The sequence below is a fragment of the Rothia sp. HMSC064F07 genome, from assembly GCF_001837265.1.
Taxonomy (GTDB): Bacteria; Actinomycetota; Actinomycetes; order Actinomycetales; family Micrococcaceae; genus Rothia; species Rothia mucilaginosa.
In genome coordinates this window covers 17,145-30,751 of record NZ_KV831920.1, presented here as the reverse complement: position 1 = coordinate 30,751, position 13,607 = coordinate 17,145, and the positions used below count along the sequence as shown (strand labels likewise).

Annotated in this window: 12 protein-coding genes; 9 read left to right on the top strand and 3 right to left on the bottom strand. The window is 59.6% G+C overall.

Annotated features, from left to right (window positions below):
* Positions 1-94: 94 nt before the first annotated feature.
* The 6 genes from HMPREF2712_RS00660 to HMPREF2712_RS00630 all read left to right on the top strand — a co-directional run bounded on the left by HMPREF2712_RS00660 (position 95) and on the right by HMPREF2712_RS00630 (position 7,509).
* On the top strand, positions 95-802 hold the full coding sequence (locus HMPREF2712_RS00660; RefSeq protein ID WP_141762553.1) for a hypothetical protein: 708 nt from the start codon (positions 95-97) through the stop codon (positions 800-802).
* Positions 799-1,632, top strand: a complete 834-nt coding sequence (locus HMPREF2712_RS00655; RefSeq protein ID WP_070818995.1) for a type VI secretion protein — start codon at positions 799-801, stop codon at positions 1,630-1,632. Before HMPREF2712_RS00660 ends, HMPREF2712_RS00655 begins: the two co-directional genes overlap by 4 nt.
* Before the next feature lie 1,250 nt (positions 1,633-2,882).
* The gene (locus HMPREF2712_RS00645) at positions 2,883-3,995 is read left to right on the top strand and encodes a pyruvate ferredoxin oxidoreductase (protein ID WP_070818993.1); all 1,113 of its coding nucleotides are present in this window, start codon (positions 2,883-2,885) and stop codon (positions 3,993-3,995) included.
* 276 nt (positions 3,996-4,271) lie between these two features.
* Complete coding sequence (locus tag HMPREF2712_RS00640) at positions 4,272-4,742, top strand: DUF4870 domain-containing protein (protein WP_070818992.1); 471 nt, start codon at positions 4,272-4,274, stop codon at positions 4,740-4,742.
* A 236-nt stretch (positions 4,743-4,978) separates the two neighbouring features.
* The gene (locus tag HMPREF2712_RS00635) at positions 4,979-6,271 is read left to right on the top strand and encodes an adenylosuccinate synthase (RefSeq protein WP_049338292.1); all 1,293 of its coding nucleotides are present in this window, start codon (positions 4,979-4,981) and stop codon (positions 6,269-6,271) included.
* A 212-nt stretch (positions 6,272-6,483) separates the two neighbouring features.
* The gene (locus HMPREF2712_RS00630) at positions 6,484-7,509 is read left to right on the top strand and encodes a magnesium and cobalt transport protein CorA (protein WP_012904285.1); all 1,026 of its coding nucleotides are present in this window, start codon (positions 6,484-6,486) and stop codon (positions 7,507-7,509) included.
* A gap of 66 nt (positions 7,510-7,575) precedes the next feature.
* Here the strand turns inward: HMPREF2712_RS00630 and HMPREF2712_RS00625 are convergent, their stop codons facing one another.
* The 3 genes from HMPREF2712_RS00625 to HMPREF2712_RS00615 form a co-directional block, all read right to left on the bottom strand.
* Complete coding sequence (locus HMPREF2712_RS00625) at positions 7,576-8,259, bottom strand: integrase (RefSeq protein ID WP_070818991.1); 684 nt, start codon at positions 8,257-8,259, stop codon at positions 7,576-7,578.
* A 286-nt stretch (positions 8,260-8,545) separates the two neighbouring features.
* Positions 8,546-9,598: a FecCD family ABC transporter permease gene (locus HMPREF2712_RS00620; RefSeq protein ID WP_070599210.1), complete on the bottom strand. Its 1,053-nt coding sequence runs from the start codon at positions 9,596-9,598 to the stop codon at positions 8,546-8,548.
* Positions 9,599-9,623: 25 nt separating this feature from the next.
* Positions 9,624-10,895: a FecCD family ABC transporter permease gene (locus HMPREF2712_RS00615; RefSeq protein WP_070818990.1), complete on the bottom strand. Its 1,272-nt coding sequence runs from the start codon at positions 10,893-10,895 to the stop codon at positions 9,624-9,626.
* A gap of 123 nt (positions 10,896-11,018) precedes the next feature.
* Here HMPREF2712_RS00615 and HMPREF2712_RS00610 point away from each other — a divergent pair, with 123 nt between their 5' ends.
* The 3 genes from HMPREF2712_RS00610 to HMPREF2712_RS00600 form a co-directional block, all read left to right on the top strand.
* Positions 11,019-12,041 carry an ABC transporter substrate-binding protein gene (locus tag HMPREF2712_RS00610; RefSeq protein WP_065423914.1) on the top strand — a complete coding sequence of 341 codons (1,023 nt, stop codon included), beginning with the start codon at positions 11,019-11,021 and terminating at the stop codon, positions 12,039-12,041.
* Positions 12,042-12,310: 269 nt separating this feature from the next.
* The gene (locus HMPREF2712_RS00605) at positions 12,311-13,210 is read left to right on the top strand and encodes a YwqG family protein (protein ID WP_070818989.1); all 900 of its coding nucleotides are present in this window, start codon (positions 12,311-12,313) and stop codon (positions 13,208-13,210) included.
* A gap of 41 nt (positions 13,211-13,251) precedes the next feature.
* Positions 13,252-13,607: DUF1963 domain-containing protein (locus HMPREF2712_RS00600; RefSeq protein ID WP_141762555.1), on the top strand; the 356-nt coding region annotated here is incomplete at its 3' end.

Sequence of the window (13,607 nt, the reverse complement as noted above, 5' to 3'; positions counted from 1 at the left end):
GCATTTGGGCTCAGGTTCTTTTCAGGTTCGGTTGTTACTGTAAAACCATCTATTGAACATCTATCAAAAATGCTGGGATAGGGAGGGTCGAACCATGGTTAAGCGACGCATTTCCCCGAAAGAGTCTGTAATGCACAGCTCCCACCTGCTGGCAGCCGGCGGCGCGCTGGAGGTCGAACCGGTCCCGCAGTACGGTCGACCGGGCCCCCTCCTAATTCCCATGAAACTGCTCAACGACCCCTCCGGTCATCAGGGGCAGATGAGCGCGGTCGCCATTCAGCAGCACCTCCCCGACGGGATAGGCCCGCAACGGAAAATCGTTGAGAAAATCTTGGCTGGCCCGGAACACCCGGTGGGCTATGTTCCGCTGAGTGAACAGCTGAAAAACGTGCGGTACACCAGGGCGATTTGGCCTTGTCTGGAGTCCTTGGTCGTGGTTCTCCTGGTGATTCTGCTGAACCCGTTTACGCTCGCTTCTTTGCTCTTTAATTCCCGTGCTACAGACACTGAATTCCTCGAAACAATCGTTCTCTTCCTGGTATTTTCTGGGGGCGTTATAGTTCTCTGGCTTATCCCTATTCTTTGGGCGGGTTTGCTGATCTCTGTGGTGAGTAAAGCAGTACGAAAGATTAGTGCTGCGTTGCGTGAGGGCACGACCTATGAGGATTTCTGGTTTTACCTCGTGTATAACCGCCCTGTCGACAAGAGCTCCATGTACCGGTACGAGCTGGATGAAGAACCCAATCAGAAAATTATTGGTCCAAAAACACATGCCGTGTTGAGTGCTGAGGAGGAATCATGACGACCGATAAGAACCAGCCCATCAACGACCAACCTGTTTTCCCTCATCAGCGTGTTTTGAAGGTAGCACCCCAGGTGTATTACGGTCGCCCCAACCCGCAGCTGATGCGCATCCACGCGGATGATGTTCAGGGAACTCTCCCCCAGGGAGAATTGCCGGAGGAGCACGGCGGCGAATTGGTCGGATACAGCCCCGTGCCGGTTCCTTACCGTAAGCCGGATTCAGGGAAAGATGGAGTGGAGGCGGTGGTATGCCTGGCGTTGGCTATCGCGGCAAATCCATTCGCCTATATACTGGCAGGTCCTATCCTGGGCGAAGAAACCCTGACAAATCTTTTTATGGCAGGCCTAGGATTTTCGATGCTAAGCATCGGTATTCTTCCGCTGGTACTGTTCATCTTCTCCCTGTGGGCTCTCATCAATTTCTTAGGTGTGATGGTGCAGCTCATCTGGAGGCGTAAGGCCGAGGAGAAACTCACGTTCCGGCTGGTGTACGAATGCACCCCGCCCTCTAAAACAAACCAGGAGGGCGACACTTCGCCTCAGCACGATGATGGTATCGACCAACCGGTGATGGACCCTGGCCCTCTGCCCACTTCGTCCCAGAAGCCGGGGGCATGGTTTCTGTTCTTTGCCGTTTCCGTCCTGAATCCGTATATTGCGGCGGGGATTCTCTCCGTCACCGCTCTGTTCGGGCAGGGAGAACTCGTCGCAGCTCTCTTTGCAACGGTGAATCAGGTGAGCGCAGGGCTCATGGGGATTCCCGGCATCATCTGGTGTATGGCGTGGATTCTGAGCCTTGTGCGGCTTAACGAATCGGACGAGGCGTAAGCAGATGAGCCACTGGCTCAAAGAACAGCTGCGGGATTGAGCCCCCGCGCATCGAACACACAATGTAGACAACACAACAGACACATAACAGCAGACAAGCATTGGAGGAGGTCACCGTGGCGGAGCATCGCGAAGCACCGAAAAACCCTCAGAACCCAACCGAGAAGAGCGATAGCGAGTATCAGCCCCTCTGGGATATGGAGCAGCCCGCCCCCGAATACTCGGCTTTGCTTCTTCATGGAACGCCCGTTCCCCCGCCGACCGGGGAGATCCCCGAGCCAGTGAGGGAGGTTCTGGAAATACAGAAGGCTCGTTCTGCATCCGCCCCTGCTGACTCCGCGGTTCCTGCAGCACCTGATTCTGCGGTGCCAGCTCTGGCGGTTTCTGCTCCTGCGCCGTCTGTGCCGGCGGCGAATTTTTTCCCTTCGGCGGAGGGGTACCCGGTGCTGAATCGACCGCTGTATGGCCGCCCGGGCCCCACGATGCGCCGAATGTCCCCCATGGGCACGGATACTGGCGCATCTGCAAACCAGCAGGTGCCAAGTGTGTTTCCTACCTGGCAGGAGGGGAAAGTAGTGGGTACACCGCGACCCATCGGGTATATCTCAGCGACCCCACTTGCGGGCAAGGTGCGCGGATCAGACCTGTGGAAGAAGGCCTGGCCTGAGCTCATTGCCCTCTTCTTCGTGGGTGTGGTGTTAAATCCCCTGACTTATCTTCTGTTGGCTACCGTTACAGGGGACCCTCAGATCGGTGGGTATGTCTTCTACTACTTCTTGATGCTTTCTCTGCTGACGATGGGTCTTCCCATGTTCTTGTGGGGTGGGGCACTGTTTTTTGCGCTAGTCCGAGTTAGCCGAAAGTACCGGGCACTGAAGTGGGAGGCTATGCCGCTTGGGTCGTTCTGGTTCTATCTGGTGTACGACCGTCTGCCCAAGAACGCTGAGGAGATGCAGGGGATCCTGGGCACGGCCTCTTCGATGTCTTCGGTGGCGCCAGCCCCTCAGCCGCCGAGTGCCCCGAGCCCTACCTCAAGCCCTACGCCAAACTCGGCGGAAGGATTATAGTCGACTTCTTGTGAGTCCTTGGACTCCGGTAGTGCTGACCCCCGGCAGTGTTAACACGTGCGTGTTGGCGCTTGTCGGGGGGCTCTTTCTCAGCTTTTATCAGGCAGGTTTCAAGGGACTGCCCAGCGCACGCTGGTACGGTGGTGCCACTAGGAGTATGTCTGGTGAGCGAAGGAGACGACCATGGCAGACCGACCCACTGAAAAGAAAGAAGCTGCAAAGAAGGACGAGGCGTACCAGCCCCTCTGGGACACCGACCAGTCCATCCCGGAATACATGGCGCTACTCATGGACCAGCAGGCCTCAGAACAAGAAGATGCTGAGCTGCACGAAGCCTCCGACAGCGAAGACTCCGACGGTAGCAACGAACCGGAAGACACCTCAGAAGATACTCACGAAAACGAAGTAGAAAACCAACCGGTAGCGCTCGCCTCCACCCAGCCCACCCAGTCCGCTGGGTCCGCCCAGCCTATGCTTTCTGCCCGTGAGCGGGCGCAGGCAATGCAGACTCAGGCAACGCAGGCTCAAACGATGCACGCCTACGGCGAGTACGTTCAGTTGGAATCCCTCGGTTTGAGCCCGGGCGCTAGCCTGCCGGTCATCCCCGACCCGCTCTTCGGCACCCCCGACTCAAAACTCATCGAAATGCGCCTGCTCGACCGCTCCCAGGATGAGTCCGCACCCATGCAGGCGTGCGCCGCCCACCTGAACCCGGTCAAGGTTGAGGAGAACCCCATATCGCGGGCGGCGATGATCCAGCCGGTAGGGTACGTTCCAGTGAATAGGCCGCCGACGAGGTACAGCGTTGAAGACTTGAAGAAGGAGCTCACCCTCTCGAACATTTCGCTTGGTGTACTGCTGATGCTGAATCCCTTCGTGTTGGCGCCTCTTGCCAGCATTGTAGAACCCGAATATGGGTTTATGGTCGCGTTCATTTTCGTAGTGATTGGCGTGGGGTCAATCTTTGTGGTGCCAATTCTGTGGATCCTGGGCATTGTTCGCCTCTTCAAACGCCGGAATCAGATAAATGACCTCATCGAGGAGGGGCAGGCCCTGCCCACCGAGTTCTGGTACTACCTCGTGTACAACCGCCTGCCGGAAGGCTACACGGGCGTCAACGGCTTCACGAAGGAGGAAGAGGAATCTTTCTCGGTGTACGAGTTTTTGAAAAAGCAGGAACGCGCAAAGCTACACGAGGCTGTAGTACCGCGCGAGGCCGCCGAACAGCGCGAGCCTGTAGCACTACAGAAGCCCACCGCGCATCCTGCGCTCGCTGATGAAGAGAAACAGGACTAACCCCAAGCCAACCCATACCGTATAACGACCTGCCCCTCCACGCACGTACCACCGCGTGGAGGGGCAGGGGCGTCTTTTCTTGTCATATTCGGGTTTCTTCGTCTGTTGTCCGGCGAGGGTTAATATTCCATTTACCTTGCCTTGATAGGGTGAAACCATCACGAGCGTTGCGACTAAGCAGAGCGAGGCGGGCACCCGCCGAAAACGGCGAGTTAGCCTGCCGCCGCACCTCAAGATTAGCTATATCCACTCATCGATAGATTAAGGAAAAGAAAGATGTCCCAGAACCCGAACCCTGAACAGTACAACCAGTACTCCCAGCAGGCACCCTCCTACTCGCAGGCGCCGGGTCAGCAGCCCAACGGTTACGTAGTCTCCTCCAAGGACGACCAGAACATGGCGATGCTCGCGCACCTGGCTTCTGCAATTCTGTCTCTGCTGTCCTTCGCAACCGCAAGTATTCTCGCGCCGCTGGTCATGTGGTTCATCTACAAGGACAAGCCCGGCTACGGCTTCACTAAGGAAGCATCCCGCCGCGCGTTCAACTTCAACTTCTCCCTGTGGCTCGTCAGCATGGCTTCCTGGCTGCTGATTATTCTGACCTTCGGCATCCTGGGCATCATCCTGTGGGTTGTCCCGCTGGTTGTGGCTATCCTGATGGTTATCTTCCACAGCCTCGCTGCTATGGCCGCAAACCGCGGTGAGCAGTACACCTACCCGATGACCTTCATCGAGATCATCAAGTAGTCTTCATAAGCTCATGCCGGTAACGCCCCCGTCCGAATATCGGATGGGGGCGTTGCCGTGCCCGGTGAGGCTCACCGGCACCGGATCCGGCACGCCTACCGCCCCGTCACACGGGACTTAAAGGGGCGGGCACGGTATCATTAGAAGAGGTGTGCCTACCCGGATCATGAGGCGGTAGGTCGCCGCCGCGCCGTGAAATCCGGTGCGTATCTTCAAGGCTTTCAAGGAGCACAAAAATGTCAGCTGTCGTGATTGTGGGCGCCCAGTGGGGCGATGAGGGTAAGGGTAAGGCAACCGACCTGCTCGGCCCCCGCGTAGACTACGTGGTCAAGCCCAACGGCGGTAACAACGCCGGTCACACCGTGGTGGTGAACGGCCAGAAGTTTGAGCTGAAGCTGCTGCCCGCGGGTATTCTGAGTGATAACGCCGTCCCCGTGATTGGTAACGGCGTGGTTGTTAACCCCGAGGCTCTTTTCGCTGAGATTGACGGCCTTGAGGCCCGCGGCGCTGACACCTCCCGCCTGAAGATTTCCGCTAACGCACACCTGGTCGCACCCTACCACCAGACCATGGACAAGGTGACCGAGCGTTTCCTCGGCAAGCGCGCTATCGGCACCACCGGCCGCGGTATCGGCCCCGCCTACATGGATAAGGTTGGCCGCCTCGGCGTGCGTGTTCAGGACATCCTGGACGAGTCGATCCTGCGTCAGAAGGTTGAAGGCGCACTGCGCCAGAAGAACGAACTGCTGGTGAAGGTCTACAACCGCCGCCACGTTGAGGTTGACGAGATCGTCGAGTACTTCATGTCTTACGCCGAGCGTCTGAAGCCGATGATTGTGGACACCACCCAGCTGCTGAACAAGGCACTGGACGAGGGTAAGACCCTGCTGATGGAGGGCGGCCAGGCAACCTTCCTGGACGTTGACCACGGCACCTACCCGTTCGTGACCTCTTCCAACCCGACCTCCGGCGGTGCGTGCGTCGGTTCGGGTGTGGGCCCGACCCGCATCTCCCGCGTAATCGGTATTCAGAAGGCGTACACCACCCGCGTGGGTGCTGGCCCCTTCCCGACCGAGCTGTTCGATGAGATGGGCGAGTTCCTGCGCACTACCGGCGGCGAGTTCGGCGTGAACACCGGCCGCCCGCGTCGTTGCGGCTGGTACGACGCCGTGCTGGCGCGTCAGGCTGTGCGCATCAACGGTTTCACCGACCTGTTCATCACCAAGCTGGACGTTCTGACCGGCCTGGATAAGATCCCGGTCTGCGTGGCTTACGACGTTGACGGTGTGCGCCACGACGAGATGCCGATGACTCAGACTGAGTTCCACCACGCTAAGCCGATTTTCGAGTACTACGACGGCTGGACCGAGAACATTTCGGATGCGAAGAGCCTGGATGAGCTGCCCGAGAACGCCCGCAAGTACGTGCTGAAGCTGGAAGAGATTTCTGGCTGCCGTATCTCTGCGATTGGTGTGGGCCCGGACCGCGACCAGACCATCGTGGTCCGCGACCTCATCAACGAAGACTAAGCGCAATAGCTCAATACGTGAAAGCCCCCGGAAGGTGCCTGCACGGTACCGGCCGGGGGCTTTCCCATACTATCGACAGGAGCGTGATCGGAGACTTATCACATGGCGGGTGGGAGGCGCCTGCGGGTGACTGCGGAGAGGTGCATCCCGTATTCTTGGGGGAGTACCGCAGGTACCGTCGCACGCAATCGTACGCACAGAGGAGAAAAACGATGTCCTATATCACCGGAGCTATCTACCCGAGCTCGGACCGCCCTCAGCTGGGTGCCACCGAGGAAGAAACCCTCCGCGCCTACGCGGACGAGAACACCGCCGTAGCCCTCGGATACGCCAATCCCGACATCCACGAACTACACGCCCTGCAAAAAACCTTCAACCTGCACGAACTCGCCATCGAAGACGCCGGACGAGGCCACCAGCGCGCCAAACTAGAACGATACGGCGACTCCCTCTTCACCGTCATCCGCCCCGCCATCTACCTCGACAAAGAAGAAGAAGTGCGCCTCAGCGAACTGCACCTCTTCACCGGCCCCCGCTACACCCTCGCACTCGTTCGCGACGAACAGCGCATCAACGACAAGTTCAACCTGCTCTACGCCACCCCCGATGCATCCCCCGCCCGACTGCTGCACCGCATCCTCGACAGCACCGTCGACAGGTACGCCCCCGTGCTCGAGGGACTCGAGAACGACAACGACGAGATTGAAGACATCCTGTTCTCCGCGCACGACCGCCAAGACGCCAACTCCCTGGCGCAGCGCATATACGAGCTACTCAACCAGGTGATTGACTTTCAGCGAGCCTGCCGACCCCTCGAACCGATGATGGGTCGCATCATTGAAGGCCTACGCACCGGCGCGCTCGACCCGTCCCCCTACCCGGGCGCGAGCCGAGGCGAAGTCGAAGACGAGGCCGTGGAACTTGCCCGCCAGTTCCGTAACGTGCTCGACCATGTGGTCCACACGAAGGAACGTTTGGAGGACCTCCGCACCTCCCTCGAAAACGCCCTGCGCGTACACGACACCCTGCTCGGTCAGCAGCAGAACGACGACACCAAGAAAATTTCCGCCTATGCGGCGCTACTCATGGTGCCCACCATTGTTGGCTCGGTGTACGGCATGAACTTTGAGGTCATGCCCGAGCTCAAGTGGGAGTTCGGCTACCCGGCGGCCCTGCTGCTGATGCTGGTCTCCTGTCTGCTCCTCTACTGGTTCTTCAAGAAGAATAAGTGGCTCTAACAGTCCACAAAACGGCACTGGCTAGGCCTTTGAACGCGTATGCCGAGTAGGGCATACACACATGCCTTACGCGGCGCGGTCGTACTGTGCACGCATCGCGCGGCGGCAATCGCGGCGCTCACGCTTGAACTTCGTGCACATAGCCTTCGGATCGTCGAACATGGAGAAGTCCTTCGGCTCAGCCGCCAGCCCCAAGGTCGACAGCTCAACCATCGTGAGCATTGCGTAGAACGTCTTGCGGCGCAGCTCAAAATTGCAGGCACCCGGAGCTGACTCCACCGCGAATACCGCATCGGTGCACTCCAGAGAACGCATGGCCCAGTGCTTGACCCACAGGTCACCATTGACCGGGCTCACGCCCATGCCGGTCAGCGCCAGACCGGTACCCTGCACACGCTCAAAGCGCAGGCACATCTCCAGGTCCTTCTCCAGGGGGAACACGAATAGCAGAGCGTTCTGGGCCGCAGCTCGTAGCTCGCGCAGGTTCTCCTCGTAACCGGAAGCACCCCGGGTGAGGTGGCGCATCACGCGGCCCATAGTCGAGGATACCGGCGCGGTGCGGAAGCACGAACCATCCGCCACCAGCTGCTCCAGAACGCCGCGGAGCTCCTCCACGTTGAAACGCTCCATACGGACGATGGTGCCCGCCTGCATCAGCAGGTTGAACTCTGCATCACGGCACAGCTGCTCATCGGCGGTGCAGGAAATCTCTGCGTTTGCGTACTGGCTCTCGTGAGTGGTGTTTTCCATGACCGTTCCTTCCGTAGATGCTGAATCAACCTAGCGGCAACACCGCAGGAGACGGCGTGCCCGGTTGGAAGGATCGTCCCTTCCAACACCTACACTCTATGAGCGACCCCTGACACGATAAGCAGTTTTTAATCTACCCCGGGGTAAAACTGGGAAAATTCTGAAAAATTCTGAAACCACCCGTGAAACCCAGTGAAACCGCTCATGAAACCTAGCGAAACAGAGAAAACCGGGTGCCCCCACAGTCGGGAACACCCGGTCACTCATACGGAGTAAGACGGCGCAACTAGCGCTGACGGTACAGCAACCACAGCATATACACGCCACCCAACGCGCCCGTCACCAGGCCCACCGGAATCTGGAACGGCGCCAACGCACGAGCCGACACAAAATCAGCCAGCACCAAAATTACCGAACCCAGCAACGCCGAATGCCACATCGCCATACCCGGAGTGTTCCACAGGCGGCGCGCAATCTGCGGGGCAACCAGCGCCAAGAAACCAATCGGGCCGGCAACAGAAATCGCCACAGCCACCAGGAGTACGGCGGCCGCCACCAGCATGTTCACGGTCCTCTTCACCGGCAGACCCAAACCCGCTGCCAAATCGTCGCCGAGCTCCAAGACGCGCAGGCGATGCGTCAGCATCAGCACCAGCGGAATAGCCACCAGCAGCAGCACTGCCTGCACCGACATCTGATTCCACGACAGCGCATTCAGCGAACCGTGCTGCCAGGTCTTCGCCGCCTCCGCCTTCTCCAAATCACCGCGCGTAATCAGGTAATCATTCACGGAACTGAGCATCGCACTCACCGCAATACCAATCAGCACCATTTTCTGACCCATCGTTGCACCACCGCGCACACCCGCCAGAAGCATCACCACAGCCGCCGTCGCAAAACCGCCAATAATAGCGCCCAGGCCCATACCCACGCCGGTAGAACTCAACGACCCAATCAGCACCACAGACAGGGCACCGGTCGCCGAACCGACCGTGAAACCGATAATATCCGGCGAACCCAGAGCATTACGGGAAACCGACTGAAAAATAGCGCCCGATAAGCCCAAAGCCGCACCCACCACCACGGCGGCAAGCATACGCGGCAGACGCTGATTCAACACCAGCTGACGCTCAATCTCCGTGCCCTCACCCTGAAAAATCAGGCGAAACACCTGATCAGGGCTCATCTGATAACTACCAAACACCAGGGAGGCGACCGCCGCCACCACAAGCACCGCCACCACCAGCAGGGTACGCGGAATAGGGGTGCGGTAACGCCCAGGGATACGCACAGACCCGGCAACAGCAGACCCGGCTACAGAACGAGACACAACGCTCACAATAAAACCTCTCAGAAACCGGGGCCTACAAACCAGATACGCCAGTCGAACCAGACGAACCACGCACAACAGGGCGCTGAGCACGATGAGGACCGTGCTCCGACACGTGAGCCGGACCCGACTCATCGTGCGCCTGCGCCTTCGAACCCATGCGGCCCTTCTTCGCACCGCGCGCACCCGTACTCAACCGCAGGACCAGAACCATCAGCACCGGGGCACCAATAAAGGCGGTCACAATACCCACCTCAAGCTCACTCGGCATCACCAGAACGCGACCCAAAATATCGGAGGCAAGTACCAACACCGGGCCGTACACCAGCGACAGCGGCAGCACACGCGCAATATCGGAACCCACCAGCAGACGCACCACATGCGGCACGACCAGGCCCACAAAACCAATCGGGCCCGCAACCGCAGTCGCCGCACCACACAGTGCCATGATCGCAATAATCGTCGCGCCACGCACCATTGTCACCGGCACACCCAGGCCGGCTGCCGCATCCTCTCCAAGTGCCAGGGCACGCAGAGGACCAATCAGCATGAACGACAGCACCAAACCCAACGCCACAAAGGGCAGCGCAGACAGCACCTGCTCAAAGGTGCGGTTCTCCAGCGAACCCACCACCCAGAAACGGTGCGAATCAAAAGCCTTCGAATTAAACATCGTGATAATGCCGGTAATCGTGCCCAGGCAGGCATTCACCGCCACACCCGTCAGCACCAGACGCGCCGTCGAATCCAGGTTCGGTTTAGAATCCACCAGGCCCATGACGAACACCAGCGCCGCCGCCAGACCCGAACCGGCCAGCGCCAGCCAGAGCTGAACGAACGGGGACGACACCCCAAAAACGCCCACACCGACCACCACGGAGGCGGCAGCACCCGAGTTCACACCCAGCAGACCCGGCTCAGCCAGCGGGTTACGGCTCAACGCCTGCATGAGCACACCCGACACCGCCAACGCGGCACCCACCAGCAACGCCGCGGCGGTACGCGGGGCACGCTTCGCCCAAATCAGCTTCGACTCGATGGTGTTCGCCTCCGGGTGGAGGAAACCGTCAATGGAGCGGTCCAGGGTGAACAGGCGCGAACCCACCGTAAACGACAGGGCGCAAAGCAGCACTAGCAGAACGCCGCCAATAATGAGCGCAACCGCCAGACGCGAGATAGACTTGCCACCCTGACCGCCAGAGGAGGCGCCAGATACGGCGTCCGAAGAAGCGGAGAGGGCACGAATTTTCGCCAGGGAAGCAGCGCTAACGGCGGGTCCGGAAGAGGGGGAGGTCTGTGGTGTCATAGGCTTTGGAGGTGGTGGGGGAGCGGTGTGCTCCCGTGCGGACGGAGGATGCTTAACGTATCAATAGATAAGTATTAAGTATCGCATATGCATATATGAGGTTATCCTAATAATATGGCAAATATGACGAACAAGATCACCCGCCGCTCCTTCGGCGCACTCGCACTCGGTTCCTTCGGCGCCCTCGCCCTGGCGGCATGCGGCTCCTCCAACACTTCCGGCTCTTCCTCCTCCGCGTCTGCTTCTGCGACCGGTAAGAAGGTGGCACCCTCCGCCCTGCCCTCCGGCATGGGCACCACCACCGTTGACGGCGAATTCCCCCGCACCGTCAAGCACTTCCGCGGTGAAACCACCATCAAATCCGCACCCTCCAAGGTCGTGATTCTCTCCACCGGTCAGCTCGACGGCGTGCTCTCCCTGGGCATCGTGCCCGTCGGCGCGGCAACTGCCGGTGACGCCGACCTGGTCCCCACCTACCTGAAGACCAAGTTCTCCGATAAGTCCGCAGAGCTCGACAAGATTGCCAAGGTCGGCAAGCGCACCGACCCGGACGTTGAGGCCATCGCAAACCTCAAGCCCGACCTGATCCTCATCAACAACACCAACAAGAAGGACGAGCTGTACGAGTCCCTCGCCAAGATCGCGCCGACCGTGGTCACCGAGGGCACCGGCGTCAACTGGAAGCAGGACTTCCTGCTGATTGCTGCCGCGCTGGGCACCACCGAGAAGGCTGAGAAGCTCATGGAGGAGTACAACACCAAGGCGAAGTCGGTCGGTCAGAAGGCTGGCAGCGAGAAGACTTTCTCCTTCCTGTACGCTTCCGCTGACCGCACCCGCATCTTCGCGAAGTCCTCGTTCGTGGGCTCCATCTGTGCGGATGCATCCCTGGCACGTCCCGCAGCTGCGCAGGTTGAGAAGACCTCCATCGACCTGAGCTCCGAGCAGCTTGACCAGGCTGACGGCGACTATCTGTTCTACGGTGTGCAGGGCGGCGACGAGTCCAAGCTGACCGGTGAGGCACTGTGGAGCACCCTCAAGGCTGTCACCGAGAAGCACGCGCACAGCGTGGATGCCGATATGTTCTTCCTGAACGCTGGCCCGGCTGCCGCGCTTGGTGTTCTGGAGACCATCGAGAAGGCTCTCTAAAGGTTCTAGCCTCTCGTAGAGATTCGCCGGGAAGCCCCGCTTCTTACCTCTCATGCCCGCGTATGAGGGTGAGGAGGCGGGGCTTTCTGCACGCTTGGCACCTGCTTTCGCACCTGATTGTCGCCGCCGGATGCACTCGTGACCGGAATTGGTGCGCGCCCGCCCGAAATAGGGTCTAATGGGGGTAGAAGGCGCAGCGGTACCGTAGCCCCGCGCCCGACACACCGAACCTTACACACCGATTAATTCACCGACGAAACGAGCACACAATGCCGAAGAACAAGCCCTCCGAAGAGACCCTGGCGCAGGCACGCCGCGTCATCGACGCGCTCAACGAGCGTGGCGCCCACAAGCAGGCAATCCGCCTGAAGGTAACCCGCCCCGACGCCCCGCTGCCGCAGACCGCATCCAAGTTTGGTGGCCGACCGTACCTGCCCGCGGGCGAGTCCGCGCCGACCAATGAGAAGGGTGAGCCGCTGGGCATGATTGCGCAGATTAACTGCGCTGAGCTGCCCGAAAACGACATTTACCCGGCGACCGGTATGTTGCAGTTCTGGATTAACCCGAACGACGAGGAGTGCATGTGGGGTTACGACTACGAGAACCCGCTCTCGCAGAAGAACCACCGCGTCGTCTACTACGAGAAGCTGGGTGAGCCGAACCCCGATGCCCCGTTCCCGACCGTGAACTGGGACGACTACGGCTGGCCCTTTGGCCGTGACGGCAAGGGTACTGCCGAGGAGGTCGTCGAGTACGCGCTCGCCTTCGAGCCCTGGGAGCAGGGCTTCCTGGATGGCGGCTTCGAAATCTACGACCAGTTCGCTGACGCCTGGGATGAAATGTACCCGGACCAGAAGCTGCCCGAGGAACCGAACGCACGCGGTGACGCCTCCTACAACCTGCTGGAGCCCTTCGAATCGGAGGAGAGGGATTACTCGCATATCGGCGGCTACCCCTCGTTCGTGCAGGAGGACCCGCGCGATGAGTTTGAGGAGCTGCGCGGCCACTCGGTGAACCTGCTGACTATCGAGTCGGAGTGGGGCGAGGATGCTGAGGAGGACGTGTACGTGATATGGAGTGATGCCGGTGCAGCGAACTGGCTGATTACTCCGGAGGCGCTTGCCGCCCGCGATTTCTCGCAGGTCGTCTTTGAGTGGGCTTGCAGCTAGACACCGTATTACTTTCACATCATCAATGAGGAGACTCTAAAATGCTCGACAACAAGCCGTTCAAGGACATCGAGAAGCAGGCGAAGCACGTTATCGACCTGCTCAACCAGGAGGGTGCCCGCAAGAAGGCTATCGCGCTGAAGCCCTTCGTTCCCACCGAACCTTTGCCGCAGACCGCCTCCAAGTTCGGTGGCCGCCCGTACCTGCCTGCCGGCGAGTCTGCGCCAACCAATGAGAAGGGTGAGCCGCTGGGTATGATTGCGCAGATTAACTGTGCCGACCTGCCCGAGAACGATTTCTACCCGGCGACCGGTCTGCTGCAGTTCTGGCTCGACCCGAACGATGAAGAATGCCTGTGGGGCTTTGACTACGAGAACCCGCTCTCGCAGAAGAACCA